This window comes from Streptomyces sp. NPDC020192 (assembly GCF_044388685.1).
GTDB lineage: Bacteria > Actinomycetota > Actinomycetes > Streptomycetales > Streptomycetaceae > Streptomyces.
Genome location: NZ_JBIRXG010000035.1, coordinates 36,911 through 52,214, shown reverse-complemented (window position 1 = coordinate 52,214; position 15,304 = coordinate 36,911). Strand labels below are relative to the sequence as shown.

11 protein-coding genes and 1 pseudogene are annotated in these 15,304 nt (G+C 71.7%); 3 read left to right on the top strand and 9 right to left on the bottom strand.

The annotated features are described in order from the left end of the window. Positions 1–21: 21 nt before the first annotated feature. From ACH47Z_RS40310 to ACH47Z_RS40285, 6 genes and pseudogenes are all read right to left on the bottom strand, one after another. A pseudogene (locus ACH47Z_RS40310) lies at positions 22–664 on the bottom strand (LysE family translocator). A 66-nt stretch (positions 665–730) separates the two neighbouring features. Continuing rightward, positions 731–1,882, bottom strand: a complete 1,152-nt coding sequence (locus ACH47Z_RS40305; RefSeq protein ID WP_399083343.1) for an XdhC family protein — start codon at positions 1,880–1,882, stop codon at positions 731–733. Positions 1,883–1,927: 45 nt separating this feature from the next. Further along, complete coding sequence (locus tag ACH47Z_RS40300; RefSeq protein WP_399083340.1) at positions 1,928–3,385, bottom strand: NCS2 family permease; 1,458 nt, start codon at positions 3,383–3,385, stop codon at positions 1,928–1,930. A 210-nt stretch (positions 3,386–3,595) separates the two neighbouring features. After that, positions 3,596–5,980 (bottom strand): xanthine dehydrogenase family protein molybdopterin-binding subunit, encoded by a 2,385-nt coding sequence (locus ACH47Z_RS40295; RefSeq protein WP_399083337.1) that lies wholly within the window; start codon positions 5,978–5,980, stop codon positions 3,596–3,598. Between the two features lie 2 nt (positions 5,981–5,982). Next, positions 5,983–6,558 (bottom strand): (2Fe-2S)-binding protein, encoded by a 576-nt coding sequence (locus ACH47Z_RS40290; protein ID WP_399083334.1) that lies wholly within the window; start codon positions 6,556–6,558, stop codon positions 5,983–5,985. Next, positions 6,558–7,451 carry an FAD binding domain-containing protein gene (locus ACH47Z_RS40285; RefSeq protein ID WP_399083331.1) on the bottom strand — a complete coding sequence of 298 codons (894 nt, stop codon included), beginning with the start codon at positions 7,449–7,451 and terminating at the stop codon, positions 6,558–6,560. The genes ACH47Z_RS40290 and ACH47Z_RS40285 overlap by 1 nt, the downstream gene beginning before the upstream one ends. Positions 7,452–7,794: 343 nt before the next feature. Between ACH47Z_RS40285 and ACH47Z_RS40280 the strand changes: the two genes are divergently transcribed. Further along, positions 7,795–9,468, top strand: a complete 1,674-nt coding sequence (locus tag ACH47Z_RS40280; RefSeq protein ID WP_399083328.1) for a PucR family transcriptional regulator — start codon at positions 7,795–7,797, stop codon at positions 9,466–9,468. 165 nt (positions 9,469–9,633) lie between these two features. Then, positions 9,634–10,401: a hypothetical protein gene (locus ACH47Z_RS40275; RefSeq protein ID WP_399083325.1), complete on the top strand. Its 768-nt coding sequence runs from the start codon at positions 9,634–9,636 to the stop codon at positions 10,399–10,401. A gap of 54 nt (positions 10,402–10,455) precedes the next feature. Here the strand turns inward: ACH47Z_RS40275 and ACH47Z_RS40270 are convergent, their stop codons facing one another. Next, positions 10,456–11,217: a GntR family transcriptional regulator gene (locus ACH47Z_RS40270; RefSeq protein ID WP_399083371.1), complete on the bottom strand. Its 762-nt coding sequence runs from the start codon at positions 11,215–11,217 to the stop codon at positions 10,456–10,458. A gap of 408 nt (positions 11,218–11,625) precedes the next feature. Between ACH47Z_RS40270 and ACH47Z_RS40265 the strand changes: the two genes are divergently transcribed. Next, entirely contained in the window at positions 11,626–12,669 is a 1,044-nt protein-coding gene (locus ACH47Z_RS40265) for a DUF2637 domain-containing protein (protein ID WP_399083322.1), read from the top strand. A gap of 108 nt (positions 12,670–12,777) precedes the next feature. Here the strand turns inward: ACH47Z_RS40265 and ACH47Z_RS40260 are convergent, their stop codons facing one another. Both ACH47Z_RS40260 and ACH47Z_RS40255 read right to left on the bottom strand, forming a co-directional pair. After that, positions 12,778–13,221, bottom strand: coding sequence for an ATP-binding protein (locus tag ACH47Z_RS40260; RefSeq protein WP_399083319.1), 444 nt, complete (start codon positions 13,219–13,221; stop codon positions 12,778–12,780). 335 nt (positions 13,222–13,556) lie between these two features. Continuing rightward, positions 13,557–15,299: a pyruvate dehydrogenase gene (locus tag ACH47Z_RS40255; protein WP_399083316.1), complete on the bottom strand. Its 1,743-nt coding sequence runs from the start codon at positions 15,297–15,299 to the stop codon at positions 13,557–13,559. Positions 15,300–15,304: the final 5 nt, after the last annotated feature.

Sequence of the window (15,304 nt, the reverse complement as noted above, 5' to 3'; positions counted from 1 at the left end):
CACGTTGTGCCGTCGGGGCGCTCAGTCCCTGCGCCCCGTCACCGCCACCGTCACCCCCAGCCCGATCATCGTCAGCCCCCCGACCCCACCCACGGCGGAAAGCCGCCGCGGCGACCGCGCGAACCACTCCCGCGCACCGGACGCGACCAGCCCCCACACACTGTCCGAGGCGAGCGCGATGGCATTGAAGACGAGCCCGAGCAACAGCATCTGCCCGGTGACATGACCCTGACCGGGATCCGAACTGGGGCAGTACGGCGGCGAAGAACACCATGGTCTTGGGGTTGGCCACACCGACCGCGAAGCCTTCCCAGAAGGTACGCAGGGCGCCGTGCCCGGGGCTGCGGTCCGGATCCGCGAACGCGTCCCGCAGTGAGCCGCGTTGCCGCCAGGCCCGTATGCCCAGACAGACCAGGTAGGCCGCGCCCGCGAGCTTCAGGGCCGTGAAGACGAGGACCGAGCGCTCCACGATCGAGCCGATGCCGAGCGCGACGGCGATGACGAGCACGTACGCGCCGAGCGTGTTGCCGGCGACGGTGGTCAGCGCGGCCCGGCGGCCGTGCGCGAGGGCGCGGCCGACCACGAAGAGCACGCTGGGGCCGGGCACCACGATGAGAAGGAGGGACAGCGCCGCGAAGGCAGCCAGCCGGTCGGTGGACACCATGCGTTCATGGAATCCGCGGACGGCACCACCCCGCAAACCGTTTTCCCGGCCGCCCGCGGCGCCTGCTCAGGCCACCGACCCGATCAGCCCGTCCGGCCGGGAGGCCACGTCGTGGTGGATCGGCGTGTGCGCGCCGGTCAGGGCGACCCCGCTGCCGCCGCGCCGGTTCGCGACGATCTCCGCGCCGATCGACAGGGCCGTCTCCTCCGGCGTACGGGCGCCGAGGTCGAGGCCGATCGGGGAGCGCAGCCGGGCCAGTTCGAGTTCGGTGACGCCGACGTCGCGCAGCCGCTGGTTGCGGTCGAGGTGGGTGCGGCGCGAGCCCATCGCGCCGACGTACGCCACCGGGAGGCGCAACGCCAGCTGGAGCAGGGGGACGTCGAACTTGGCGTCGTGGGTGAGGACACAGAGGACCGTGCGGCCGTCGGTCTCCGTGCGCTCGAGGTACTTGTGCGGCCACTCCACGACGATCTCGTCCGCCTCCGGGAAGCGGGCCTTCGTGGCGAACACCGGGCGGGCGTCGCACACGGTGACGCGGTAGCCGAGGAACGTGCCGACGCGGACCAGCGCCGAGGCGAAGTCGATCGCGCCGAAGACGATCATTCGGGGGGCGGGGACGGAGGACTCGACCAGGACCGTGAGCGGGGCGCCGCAGCGCGAGCCCTGTTCGCCGATCTCGAGGGTGCCGGTGCGGCCCGCGTCGAGGAAGGCGCCGGCCTCGGCGGCGACCGTGCGGTCCAGTTCGGGGTGGGCTCCGTAACCGCCGTCGTAGGAGCCGTCGGGGCGGACCAGGAGGGCCCGGCCCCGCAGCTCGGCCGGGCCGTCCGTGATCCGCGCGACCGCCGCCGCCTCCCCACGGGCGGCGGCGGCCAGCGCGGCCGCGAACACCGGCCGGGCGGGACCGTCCGCCCGGACCGGTGTGACGAGGATGTCGATGACGCCGCCACAGGTCAGGCCGACGGCGAAGGCGTCCTCGTCGCTGTAGCCGAAGCGTTCCAGAACGGTTTCCCCGTCCTCGAGCGCCTGTTGGCACAGCTCGTACACGGCGCCCTCCACGCACCCGCCGGAGACCGAGCCGATCGCCGTGCCGTCGGCGTCCACCGCGAGGGCGGCGCCGGGCTGGCGCGGGGCGCTGCCGCCGACGGCCACCACGGTGGCGACGGCGAAGTCACGGCCCTGCTCGACCCACCGGTTCAGCTCCTCGGCGATGTCCAGCATCTGTCGGTCTCCTCACGGGGTTGTTTTCCAGGGGCGTTGACCGGGCTAGTGCACGCCGAGCCAGGCCTCGATGGGATGGAGGGCGAAGTAGACGAGGAAGACGACCGTGAGGCCCCACATGAAGGCGCCGATCTCACGGGCCTTGCCCTGGGCGGTCTTGATGGCGACGTAGGAGATGACGCCCGCGGCGACACCGGTGGTGATGGTGTACGTGAACGGCATCAGGACGACGGTCAGGAAGACCGGGATCGCGGTGGCGCGGTCGGCCCAGTCCACGTGCCGGGCGTTCATCAGCATCATGGCGCCGATGACGACCAGGGCGGCGGAGGCCACCTCCTGCGGGACGATCGCGGTGACCGGGGTGAAGAACAGGCAGGCCGCGAAGAACAGGCCGGTCACTACGGACGCCAGGCCCGTACGAGCGCCCTCGCCGACGCCGGTCGCGGACTCGATGAACACGGTCTGGCCGGAGCCGCCCGCGACACCGCCGATCGCACCGCCCATGCCGTCGATGAACAGCGCCTTGGACAGACCGGGCATCCGGCCCTTGTCGTCGGCCAGGTCGGCCTCGGTGCCGACGCCGATGATGGTGGCCATCGCATCGAAGAAGCCGGCGAGGACGAGGGTGAAGACGATCATGGCGATCGTCATCGCGCCGACCTTGCCCCAGCCGCCGAACTCCACGTGCCCGAGGAGCGAGAAGTCGGGCATCGACACGGCGCTGCCGTGCAGTTCGGGGGCACCGTTGGCCCACTGCTTGGGGTCGATCACGCCGAGGCCGTTGAGGATCGCGGCGACGATCGTGCCCGAGACGATGCCGATCAGGATGGCGCCGGGGATGTTCCGGGCCTGGAGCATGAAGATCAGCAACAGGGTGCCGGCGAAGAGCAGCACCGGCCAGCCGGTGAGCTGGCCCGCCGGGCCGAGGCTGAGCGGGGTGGCCTCGCCCTTGTGCACGAAGCCGGACTTGTAGAGGCCGATGAGCGCGATGAACAGGCCGATGCCCATGGTGATGCCGTGCTTGAGCGCGAGCGGGATCGCGTTCATGATCATCTCGCGCAGGCCGGTGACGACCAGCAGCATGATGACCGCGCCGTACATCACGCACATGCCCATGGCCTGCGGCCAGGTCATGTTGGGGGCGACCTGCGAGGACAGCACGCCCGAGACGGACAGGCCGGCGGCGAGCGCGAGGGGCACCTTGCCGGCGAAGCCCATCAGCAGCGTGGTGAACGCGGCGGCGAGCGCCGTCGCGGTGATCAGCCCCTTCTGGCCGAGCGTGTCACCGTGGATGTCCTTGCCGGACAGGATGAGCGGGTTGAGCAGGAGGATGTAGGCCATCGCCATGAAGGTGGTGATGCCGCCGCGCACCTCACGCGCGACCGATGATCCTCTTCTGGATATGTGGAAGTACCGGTCGAGCCAGGACCGCCCTGCCGGAACGCGGCTGCCATCGCCCGCGTCGTCGGCTGAGGTCCTGGGCTCCACTGACTGCTGGGTCATGGTGCCATCTCCCAAGGTTCACAGGGGCACCCGTACAACTGCCCTGACAGGTACGGGATTTGGGAATGGACGACCCGGGGGACGGCCCGAGACGAACGAATTTCCTGGTACTTCAAGGACCGCGAGCGGAGCGGAACTCAAAGGGGGTTCCTCCGGGCGGCGCGGCGGAGTGTGTGACGTTCCCTGCGCCGCCCGGAGAGCTCTTCGGTGTTACGCGGTGCCCGTGAGGTGTTCCGGGCGCACCGGCGTCCGGTTCAGCTCCAGCCCGGTCGCGTTCCGGATCGCCGCGAGGACGGCCGGGGTCGACGACAGGGTCGGGGCCTCGCCGATGCCGCGCAGCCCGTAGGGGGCGTGCTCGTCGGCGAGTTCGAGCACGTCGACCGGGATGGTCGGCGTGTCGAGGATCGTGGGGATCAGGTAGTCCGTGAAGGAGGGGTTCCTGACCTTGGCGGTCTTCGGGTCGACGATGATCTCCTCCATCACCGCCACGCCCAGGCCCTGGGTCGTACCGCCCTGGATCTGGCCGACGACGGAGAGCGGGTTGAGCGCCTTGCCGACGTCCTGGGCGCAGGCCAGCTCGATGACCTTGACCAGGCCCAGCTCGGTGTCGACCTCGACCACGGCGCGGTGCGCGGCGAAGGAGTACTGGACGTGGCCGTTGCCCTGGCCGGTGACCAGGTCGAAGGCCTCGGTCGGCCGGTGCCGCCACTCCGCCTCGATCTCCACGGTCTCGTCCTCCAGGACGTCGACCAGGTCGCCGAGGACCTCGCCGCCGTCGGTGACGACCTTGCCGCCCTCCAGCAGGAGTTCGGCGGTGGCCCAGGCGGGGTGGTAGGAGCCGAACTTGCGCCGGCCGATCTCCAGGACCCGCTCGCGGACCAGCTCGCAGGCGTTCTTCACGGCGCCACCGGTGACGTACGTCTGCCGGGAGGCCGAGGTCGAACCGGCACTGCCCACCTGGGTGTCGGCCGGGTGGATGGTCACCTGGGTGACGCCGAGTTCGGTGCGGGCGATCTGCGCGTGGACGGTGACACCGCCCTGGCCGACCTCCGCCATCGCGGTGTGCACGGTGGCGACCGGCTCGCCGCCGATGACCTCCATGCGCACCTTGGCGGTGGAGTAGTCGTCGAAGCCCTCGGAGAAGCCGACGTTCTTGATGCCGACCGCGTAGCCGATTCCGCGTACGACGCCCTCGCCGTGCGTGGTGTTGGACAGACCGCCGGGCAGCTGCCGTACGTCGGCGCCCTCGCTGGACTCCCACTGGCGCTCCGGCGGGAGCGGCATCGCCTTGATGCGGCGCAGGAGTTCGGCGACCGGGGCCGGGGAGTCGACCGGCTGCCCGGTCGGCATGACGGTCCCCTGCTCCATCGCGTTCAGCTGCCGGAACTCCACCGGGTCCATGCCCAGCTTCTTCGCCAGCTTGTCCATCTGCGCCTCATAGGCGAAGCACGCCTGGACCGCGCCGAAGCCGCGCATGGCGCCGCAGGGCGGGTTGTTGGTGTAGAGGGCGATGGCCTCGATGTCGACGTCGTCCACGACGTACGGCCCGACCGACAGCGAGGAGGCGTTTCCGACGACCGCCGGGGAGGCGGAGGCGTAGGCGCCGCCGTCCAGGACGATCCGGCACTTCAGGTGGGTGAGCTTGCCGTCCTTGGTGGCGCCGTGCTCGTAGTAGAGCTTCGCCGGGTGCCGGTGGACGTGCCCGAAGAAGGACTCGAACCGGTTGTAGACGATCTTGACGGGCTTGCCGGTGCACAGCGCCAGCAGGCAGGCGTGGATCTGCATCGACAGGTCCTCGCGGCCGCCGAACGCACCGCCGACGCCGGCCAGCGTCATGCGCACCTTGTCCTCGGGCAGGCCGAGGACGGGCGCGATCTGGCGCAGGTCGGAGTGGAGCCACTGGGTGGCGATGTAGAGGTGGACGCCGCCGTCCTCCTCGGGCACGGCGAGGCCGGACTCGGGGCCGAGGAAGGCCTGGTCCTGCATGCCGAAGGTGTACTCGCCCTTGACGATGACGTCCGCCCGCTTGGCGGCCTCGTCCGCGTTGCCGCGGACGATCGGCTGGCGGTGCACGATGTTGGGGTGCGGGACGTGGCCGGCGTGGTGGTCGTCGCGGCCCTCGTGGACGAGGATCGCGTCCGGCGCGGTCGCGGAGGCCTCGTCGGTGATGACGGGCAGTTCCTTGTAGTCGACCTTGATCTTGGCGGCGGCGCGGCGGGCCGTCTCCGGGTGGTCGGCGGCGACGATCGCGACCGGCTCGCCGTGGTGGCGGACCTTGCCGTGGGCGAGGACCGGGGTGTCCTGGATCTCCAGGCCGTAGTTCTTCACCTCGGTGGGCAGGTCGTCGTACGTCATGACGGCGTACACGCCCGGCGTCTTCAGCGCCTCGCTCGTGTCGATGGACACGATCTCGGCGTGGGCGACGGTGGAGCGCAGGATCTGGCCCCACAGCATGTCCTCGTGCCACATGTCGGACGAGTACGCGAACTCACCGGTGACCTTGAGGGTGCCGTCCGGGCGGAGCGTGGACTCGCCGATGCCGCCCTTGGTCTGGGAGCCCTGCGTGATCTTCGTAGGAGCGCCGTTGGTAGGCATCGTCAGACCTCCTCGGACTGACGGGCGGCCGCCAGGCGGACCGCGTCCATGATCTTCTCGTAGCCCGTGCAGCGGCACAGGTTGCCCGACAGCGCCTCGCGGATGTCCGCGTCGGACGGGTTCGGGTTGCGCTCCAGGAGTTCGTCGGAGGCGACGAGCAGGCCCGGGGTGCAGAAGCCGCACTGGACGGCGCCGGCGTCGATGAACGCCTGTTGGATGGGGCTGAGTTCGGTGCCCTCGCCGGTCTGGGAGTCGGTGCCCTTGGCCGCCCACTGCTGGGCGTCCTGGAGGGAGGTCCCACAGGAACCGGTCTCGCCGCAGGACCGCTGCTTCGCGAAGTCCGCCAGGCCCTCGACGGTCACGACGTCCCGGCCCTCGACCTGGCCGGCCGCGACCAGGCAGGAACACACCGGCACGCCGTCCAGGCGCACGGTGCAGGAACCGCACTCGCCCTGCTCGCAGGCGTTCTTGGAGCCCGGCAGGCCGAGGCGCTCGCGCAGGACGTACAGCAGGGACTCGCCCTCCCAGACGTCGTCGGCCTCCTGCGGGCGTCCGTTGACGGTGAAGTTGACGCGCATCACGCAGCTCCCTCGGTGGTGCGGCGGGTGCCGCGGTACGACTCCCAGGTCCAGGTGAGCGTCCGGCGGGCCATCACGCCGACCGCGTGGCGGCGGTAGCTCGCGGTGCCCCGGACGTCGTCGATCGGGTTGCAGGCGGCGGAGCACAGGTCCGCGAACTGCTTGGCGACCGACGGGGTGATGATCTTTCCGTTGTCCCAGAAGCCGCCCTCCTCGAGGGCCGCGTTCAGGAACTCCTCGGCGGCCTTGGCCCGCACGGGCGTGGGCGCCGCCGAGCCGATGCCGGTGCGGACCGTACGGGTCTCGGGGTGCAGCGCGAGACCGAAGGCGCACACGGCGATGACCATGGCGTTGCGGGTGCCGACCTTCGAGTACTGCTGCGGGCCGTCCGCCTTCTTCACGTGCACGGCGCGGATCAGCTCGTCGGGCTGGAGCGCGTTGCGCTTGACGCCGGTGTAGAACGCGTCGATCGGGATGAGGCGGGTGCCGCGGGCCGCGGAGGCCACCTCGACCTCGGCGCCGGCGGCGAGGAGGGCGGGGTGGGCGTCACCGGCGGGCGATGCCGTGCCGAGGTTGCCGCCGACGCCGCCGCGGTTGCGGATCTGCGGGGAGGCGACCGTGTGCGAGGCGAGCGCGAGGCCCGGCAGCTCGGTACGGAGGTTCTGCATGATGCTGGTGTACGGGACGGAGGCTCCCAGCCGTACGCTCTCCTCGCCGACCTCCCACTCGTAGAGGTCGCCGATGCGGTTGAGGTCCAACAGGTACTCGGGCCGGCGGTGGTCGAAGTTGATCTCGACCATCACATCGGTGCCACCCGCAATCGGCACAGCGGTGGGGTGCTCGGCCTTCGCGGCGAGCGCCTCCTCCCAGCTGGCGGGGCGAAGGAAGTCCATGACCGGCTCTCTTCTTCGTCTCGTGGGTCGTTCAGATTGAGCCAATCCGTGTGCGGCGGGCCCGGCTCGTTCATGTCCTGTTAACGCGGAGTGGACTCAGTACACCGCCCCGTACTCCGGCGGGGTCAGTCACCGAAACCATGAAGGAGTTGGCTGGCCACGGAGGTCATCTTGTAGATTCGTATGAACGGAGGTCATCGGTAACCTCGCCGATTTCCTGGAGAAACGCAGGAACCAGCGACGAGACCCAGGAGAGTGCCCTGTACGGCCCGGTGCCGGGCCCTTCCCACGTCACCCTCCAAGATCCATCGTAGGTTTCGAGACAAAGAACGGCGGCGACGAAATGCGGCTGCGCGCACTTCTGGACACCGATGCGCTGGGGCTGCGGCTGCTCGGCGGCGAGGACGAGCTGGACCGTACGGTGCGCGGGGTCATGACGACCGACCTGCGCGACCCGAGCCGCTACCTCTCCGGCGGCGAGCTGGTGCTGACGGGCCTCGCCTGGCGCCGGGACGCCGACGACTCCGAGCCGTTCGTGCGCATCCTGGTGCAGGCCGGGGTGGCGGCCCTCGCGGCGGGCGAGGCCGAGCTGGGCGATGTGCCCGAGGACCTGGTGCTGGCCTGCGCCCGGCACCGGCTGCCGCTGTTCGCGGTGCACGAGTCGGTGGCCTTCGCGACGATCACCGAATACGTCGTCCGGCAGGTCTCCGGCGAGCGGGCCGGGGACCTGGCCGCCGTGGTGGACCGGCACCGGCGGATGATGACCTCGGGCCCGGCGGGCGGCGGCCCGGACGTGGTCCTGGACCTGCTCGGCACCGACCTGGACCTGCGCGCCTGGGTGCTCTCCCCCACCGGCCGGATGATCGCCGGCTCCAAGGTGGCGGGCCCCGACCTGCCCGCCGAGACCTGCGCGAAGCTGGCCGCCGAGCACCTGGCCGCCACCCGCACCGGCCGGCGCGGCCCGCACCGCGTCCTGCTGGGCTCCGCGACGTACTCGCTGTTCCCGATCCGCTCCTCCGGCCGCTCCCCGCAGGCCTCCCGCGATGTGCGCGAGACGGTCCTGTCGGACTGGCTGCTGGCCGTCGAGGCGGACGCGGGCGACTGGGCCGAGGAGCGCATGGACCTGCTCCAGGGCGTCACCCAGCTGATCGCCGTCGAGCGGGACCGCCGGGACGCGGCGCGCACGGTACGGCGCCGGCTGGCCCAGGAGGTGCTGGAGCTGGTCCAGACGGGCGCCGCGCCCGCCGAGATCGCGGCCCGCCTCCGGGTGGCCGCGCCGGTACTGCTGCCCGGCCTCGGCGCAGCCCCGCACTGGCAGGTCGTGGTGGCCCGCGTGGAGTGGGACGGCGAGGAGGTCGAGGGCGGCCCGGTCGCCCAGTCGCTGCTGGAGGAGGTCCTTGTCGACCCGCAGGCCACGGGACCGGAACCCTCGGACCGGATCGCGGTCGCGCACACCGGCGACGAGGCGATCGCCCTGGTCCCCCTGCCCGCCGTCTCCTCCGAGCACGACGGCTCGGAGACCGGGCTGCTCGCCGACGCCCTGCTCAGGGTGGTGCGCGAGCCGCTGTCGGCGGGCCTGGACGGCGACGGACGGCTCACCCTCGGCGTCAGCGCCGCCGTGCACTCCGCGGAGGGGCTGCGCGGCGCCCTGGAGGAGGCGCGGCACGCCCGCCGGGTGGCGGCCGCCCGCCCCGGCCGGGTCTGCGCGGCCGGCCACCAGGAGCTGGCCTCCCACGTCCTGCTGCTGCCGTTCGTCCCGGACGACGTCCGCCGCGCGTTCACGGCCCGCCTGCTGGACCCGCTGAAGGACTACGACCGCCGCCACCGGGCGGAGCTGATCCCGACCCTGGAGGCGTTCCTGGACTGCGACGGCTCCTGGACCCGCTGCGCCACCCGGCTCCACCTGCACGTCAACACACTGCGCTACCGGGTGGGCCGCATCGAGCAGTTGACGGGACGGGACCTCTCGCGGCTCGAGGACAAGCTGGACTTCTTCCTGGCTCTGCGCATGAGCTGAGGTCAGCGGGGGCGCGCGGGGCCACACCCGGTCACGCCCGCGCCCCACTACTTTGTGAAATCTTTCACCCACCCCCTTGGCCCGGCCCGGCGAATGGTGCTGGAATGCCGCCACCACTCAAAGCTCGACGGCGTGCTCGGGGAGGGCAACGTGGCGCACTCCGCCATGTCTGGTAACGGAACGACCGCCGGTGACGATCCGCTCCAGACCGCGGTGTGGCGATTGCGCTCGCGGGCCTGCTGGGCGGACGCGGCGGCCCTGCTGCCGCCCGACACCCCCGCCACGACCCTGCAGCGGGCTGTGCTGCTGGTCGAACGGTGTCTGTACACCGAGCGCGGCTGGGCGGAGGCCGAGGACGCGCTGCGTACGGCGGAGGCGCTCGCGCACACCGACGAGGAGCGGGGCGCGGCGGCCTGTGAGCGCGGCCAACTCGCCTACGCGGCAACGCTGCACGGGGTCAGGGACCGGGCGGACGAGGCGCGGGCGGCACTGGGCCGGGCGGCGGCCCTGATCCCGCCGGGGGCGGCGGGCCGAGCCCTGCTGGACTTCCGCCGGGGCCTGCTGGCGGAGAACCTGACCCGCTCCCCCCAGGCGGCCCGCGCGGCGTACCGCAGGGCCCACGCGGGCGCGACGGCCCACGCCGACCCGCTCCTGCTGTCCTTCACGTGGCGCCATCTGGCCGGACTCGCCCTGCAGGACGGCGAGTTGGCCGAAGCCCGCCACGGCTTCGCCGAATCCCTGCGGATCAGGGAGGAGTTGGGCTACCTCGTGGGTACGGCCCCCGCCCTCGCCTCCCTGGCCGACGCGGAATCCGAGCCGGAGGCGTCACGGTTGCGGGAGGAGGCGCGCCGGCTGTTCCGGCTGCTGGGCGGCGTACCGACGTGGCTGGCCCGGCAGTTGACTCCACCGGCTCCGGGGGTGGCGACGGCGTAGGGGGTGGGGTGGGTGACGGCAGGGCCGAGCCCCTGCGGCGCTCGCCCGGTCCGCTCAGCCCGCGCCGGCGAAATGCTCCCCCACCAGCCGCCGCACCACATCCACTTCCCCCGCGATCAACGCCTCCAGCAGCGCCATGTGTTCCGCCGCGTCGGCGACCAGGTACCCCCGCCCCCTCCGCACCGGCGGCCACTGTGAGCGCCGGTGCAGGTCGGAGGAGATGCGGACGAGCTGCTCGTTGCCCGACAGGGACAGCAGGGCGCCGTGGAAGGCCCGGTCGGACTCCGCGTACGTCGCCGGGCAGCCGGAGGCCGCCGCCCGTACCGTCTCCTCCGCCAGGGGACGCAGCTCGGCCCACCGCTCGGCCGGCACGGTGCGGGCGAGCCGCAGCATCACCGGCACCTCGATGAGCGCGCGCACCTCCGCCAGCTCGGCCAGCTCCCGCGCGCCCCGCTGGACGACCCGGAAGCCGCGGTTGGGCACGACCTCGACGGCACCCTCCAGGGCGAGCTGCTGCATGGCCTCCCGTACGGGCGTCGCCGAGACCCCGAAGCGCTCGCCGAGCACCGGCGCCGAGTACACCTCGCCCGGCCGCAGCTCGCCGGTGACCAGCGCCGTGCGCAGCGCGTCCAGGATCTGCCCGCGCACCGAGGAGCGCTGCACCGCCACCCGCGGCTCGGGAATCGGCCGCTCACTGTGCGTGTGCTCGCCCCGGGCGCCGGGCAGGACGGTCTCCCACTCCCGGGCGGCGTCCGGGACCCCGGCGGCGCGTGTCTGGGCGGGAACCCGCGCGGAGCCCTGTGTGACCTGCTTCACGGGGTCCACGGGTTCCTCCTGGCGGCTTGTCGGCACGTGGGTCGTCAACAGCGGGTTGTTACTTGTCCGTCAAGCACCTTACCTGCATAAGTCCGCTATGTCTGGTCCACTGGGGTACCCTGCGTCCACTAAGATCATCCCCGGCGGACCGTCCGGCCGTGGACCGGCTCCCGGGCAGGGAATTCACAACCTCCTCACGTGCCGCAGGAACTTTCCGAGGAACCACCCGTACGGGTAGTCTTATTCGAACTCAACTCCCGCCCCTCATGCGGCAGTTCGAGCAGAACGCCGTCCTGGGCATCCCCTTGCACTTCCTTGGCGGCCTCTTGCCCCGAAACCCCCTGAGGGCCGTCGGGCGTGGGCCACTATGGCGGGCGTTACGCCCTATCCCAATGCAAGGGACCCCTGATGAGACTGACCGACATATCGCTGAACTGGCTGCTTCCGGGCGCCGTACTGCTCCTGGGCATGCTGGCGGCGGTGGCGGTGCTCGCGCGCGGCAAGCGCTCCTCCGGGGAGAACGCGAGCGCGGACGACTCGTGGGAGCGCAGCGAGGAGCGCCGACGGCGCAAGGAGGCCATCTACGGCACGGCCTCCTACGTGCTCCTGTTCTGCTGTGCGGCGGTCGCGGCCGCCCTGTCCTTCCACGGCCTCGTCGGCTTCGGCGAACAGAACCTGGGGCTGACCGACGGCTGGCAGTACCTGGTGCCGTTCGGCCTGGACGGCGCGGCGATGTTCTGCTCCGTGCTCGCCGTGCGCGAGGCCAGCCACGGTGACGCGGCCCTCGGCTCCCGGATACTCGTGTGGATGTTCGCCGCGGCGGCGGCCTGGTTCAACTGGGTGCACGCGCCCCGGGGCGTCGGGCACGCGGGTGCTCCGCAGTTCTTCTCCGGCATGTCGCTGTCGGCGGCCGTCCTGTTCGACCGGGCACTGAAGCAGACCCGCCGGGCCGCGCTGCGCGAGCAGGGCCTGGTGCCGCGTCCGCTGCCGCAGATCCGGATCGTGCGCTGGCTGCGGGCTCCCCGCGAGACCTACCGGGCCTGGTCGCTGATGCTCCTGGAGGGCGTGCGCAGCCTGGACGAGGCCGTCGAGGAGGTCCGCGAGGACAAGCGGCAGAAGGAGGAGACGCGGCAGCGCCGGCGCGACCAGCAGCGCATCGAGCGTGCCCAGCTGAAGGCCATCAGCCGGGGCCACCGCGGCTTCGTGGGCCGAAGCGGCCGGCAGGTCGAGGTGCAGGCGGTGGAGCGCGGCCCCGCCGAGGTGACCGCGGAGCCTGCCATATCGACCGCGGAGCAGCTGCCCGTCCGCGCCCGTCCCTCCCTGCAGCCGGTCCGCAGCACGTCCGCTGAGCCGGTGACCGTCGACCTCACCGCGGAGGACGACACCATGGCGCTGCCGCGCCTGGACTCCCTGGAGCGCAAGCTGAAGGACCTGGAGCAGCAGTTCGGCTAGAGCCGGATCCGCTGCTCGTTACGGGCCGGGGGCGTGACCGCGCGGGTCACGCCCCCGGCCCGTTGCGTACCGTCTGCGGGGTACGGCCCACTGCATGCCGACTCGCCCTCACGCCGCCTCGGCACCCAGCTCGAACCACACCGACTTGCCCACGCCGTGCGGCCGTACGCCCCAGGCGTCCGCGAGGGACTGCACCAGCACCAGGCCCCGCCCGTGGGTGTCGTCACCCGTGTCCGGCGCTCTCAGCTCGGGTCTGCGGGCCATGAAGTCCCGTACCTCCACGCGCAGTCCGCCCGGCTCCACGACGGCCGTGAGGACCGCGTCGTCGTCGGTGTGGACGAGCGCGTTGGTGACCAGTTCGCTGGTGAGCAGTTCGGCGATCTCCGAACGGCCCGGCCTGCCCCAGTGCCGCAGCAGTTCACGCAGCTCCCGGCGGGCCTCGGGCACCGCCCTGAGATCCGCCCGCCCCAGCCTGCGCCGGAGCCGGTGCGCGTGGTCCGTGGTGGTGCCGGTCTCTTCCCCCGTCGTGTCCGTCGCTGTCCCGACGACCATGGGACCGCCCCCTCGTGCCTGCCTCTTCATGACCCCCGCCCGCACGATGCCTGACCCTGCCCCTCCTGGTCGAACACGTTCACGGGGGATGCTTGCCCAGGAGGATCGAGGGCAGTCCTGGCGCCTGTCCGAGGACCGCTGTTCGGCCACCGGCATACGGCGTCCGGGCCGGGCGCCGGGCCGTCCCGGACCCGCGTCCCCGCGTCCCGGAACGGCGCTGGGCGCCACGGACGTCCCGGGACGGCGGGGCAGATGCGCCCGGCACCGGACATCGGCACACCGTCACACGCCGTGAAACTGGCCGAAATCCACCCCTCCGGGTTCCGCTTACTCCGTTACGGGCGCGGCACGTTACGGAGGTTGGAGCGGGCCATCTGGAGCATCCGGCCGACGCCGCCGTCCAGCACGATCTTGGAGGCGGACAGCGCGAACCCGGTGACCATCTCGGCGCTGATCTTCGGCGGGATCGACAGCGCGTTGGGGTCGGTGACGATGTCCACCAGCGCCGGTCCCCTGTGCTTGAAAGCGTCCTTGAGGGCCCCGGCGAGCTGCTTGGGCTTCTCCACCCGCATCCCGTAGGCCCCGCAGGCCCGCGCCACGGCGGCGAAGTCGGGGTTGGCGTTGCTGGTGCCGTACGAGGGCAGCCCGGCGACCAGCATCTCCAACTCGACCATGCCGAGCGAGGAGTTGTTGAACAGCACCACCTTGACCGGCAGATCGTGCTGCACGAGGGTCAGGAAGTCGCCCATCAGCATGGCGAAGCCGCCGTCGCCCGACATCGACACCACCTGCCGGCCCCGGTCGGTGAACTGGGCGCCGATCGCCATGGGCAGCGCGTTCGCCATCGACCCGTGCGAGAACGAACCGATGATCCTGCGGCGCCCGTTGGGCGAGATGTAGCGCGCCGCCCAGACGTTGCACATCCCGGTGTCGACGGTGAACACGGCGTCGTCGTCGGCGACTTCGTCGAGTACGGCGGCCACGTACTCCGGATGGATCGGGATGTGTTTGTCGACCTTGCGCGTGTACGCCTTGACCACGCCCTCCAGCGCGTCGGCGTGCTTCTTCAGCATCTTGTCGAGGAAGCGCCGGTCGGTCTTCTCCAGCACCCGGGGGAGCAGACAGCGCAGCGTCTCGCGTACGTCGCCCCACACGGCGAGGTCGAGCCGGGAGCGGCGGCCGAGCACCTCGGGCCGTACGTCGACCTGCGCGATCCGCACGTCGTCGGGCAGGAAGGCGTTGTACGGGAAGTCGGTGCCGAGCAGGATCAGCAGATCGCACTCGTGGGTGGCCTCGTAGGCGGCGCCGTAGCCGAGGAGTCCGCTCATGCCGACGTCGTACGGGTTGTCGTACTGGATGAACTCCTTGCCCCGCAGGGCGTGCCCGACCGGGGACTTGATCTTCTCCGCGAACTCCATGACCTCGGCGTGCGCGGCCGCCGTGCCGCTGCCGCAGAACAAGGTGACCTTGTCGGCCCGGTCGATCATCTCCACGAGCGCGTCGATCTCGCCGTCGCCGGGCCGGACGGTGGGCCGGGAGGTGACGAGGGCGCTCTGCGCGGCCTTCTCCGGGGCCGGTTCGGCGGCGATGTCACCGGGCAGCGAGACGACGCTGACGCCGCTCTGCCCGACCGCGTGCTGGATGGCGGTCTGCAGCAGCCGGGGCATCTGCCGGGCGTTGGAGATCAGCTCGCTGTAGTGGCTGCACTCCTGGAACAGCCGGTCGGGGTGGGTCTCCTGGAAGTAGCCGAGACCGATCTCGCTGGACGGGATGTGCGAGGCGAGCGCGAGCACCGGGGCCATCGAGCGGTGCGCGTCGTACAGGCCGTTGATCAGGTGCAGGTTGCCCGGACCGCAGGAGCCGGCGCAGGCGGCCAGCTTTCCGGTGATCTGGGCCTCGGCACCGGCCGCGAACGCGGCGGTCTCCTCGTGGCGGACGGGGATCCAGTCGATGGCGGCGTTGCGGCGGACCGCGTCCACGACCGGGTTGAGGCTGTCGCCGACCACCCCGTACAGACGGCGCACGCCGGCGCGGACGAGGATGTCGACGAACTGCTCGGCTACGTTCTGTTTGGCCATGCATC

What these genes read in the sequence shown, in the direction of transcription:
- ACH47Z_RS40300 (WP_399083340.1), bottom strand. Translation starts at nt 3,385, where the DNA reads ATGACCCAGCAGTCAGTGGAGCCCAGGACCTCAGCCGACGACGCGGGC.
- ACH47Z_RS40305 (WP_399083343.1), bottom strand. Translation starts at nt 1,882, where the DNA reads ATGCTGGACATCGCCGAGGAGCTGAACCGGTGGGTCGAGCAGGGCCGT.
- ACH47Z_RS40290 (WP_399083334.1), bottom strand. Translation starts at nt 6,558, where the DNA reads ATGCGCGTCAACTTCACCGTCAACGGACGCCCGCAGGAGGCCGACGAC.
- ACH47Z_RS40285 (WP_399083331.1), bottom strand. Translation starts at nt 7,451, where the DNA reads ATGGACTTCCTTCGCCCCGCCAGCTGGGAGGAGGCGCTCGCCGCGAAG.
- ACH47Z_RS40275 (WP_399083325.1), top strand. Translation starts at nt 9,634, where the DNA reads ATGTCTGGTAACGGAACGACCGCCGGTGACGATCCGCTCCAGACCGCG.
- ACH47Z_RS40260 (WP_399083319.1), bottom strand. Translation starts at nt 13,221, where the DNA reads ATGGTCGTCGGGACAGCGACGGACACGACGGGGGAAGAGACCGGCACC.
- ACH47Z_RS40295 (WP_399083337.1), bottom strand. Translation starts at nt 5,980, where the DNA reads ATGCCTACCAACGGCGCTCCTACGAAGATCACGCAGGGCTCCCAGACC.
- ACH47Z_RS40280 (WP_399083328.1), top strand. Translation starts at nt 7,795, where the DNA reads ATGCGGCTGCGCGCACTTCTGGACACCGATGCGCTGGGGCTGCGGCTG.
- ACH47Z_RS40255 (WP_399083316.1), bottom strand. Translation starts at nt 15,299, where the DNA reads ATGGCCAAACAGAACGTAGCCGAGCAGTTCGTCGACATCCTCGTCCGC.
- ACH47Z_RS40265 (WP_399083322.1), top strand. Translation starts at nt 11,626, where the DNA reads ATGAGACTGACCGACATATCGCTGAACTGGCTGCTTCCGGGCGCCGTA.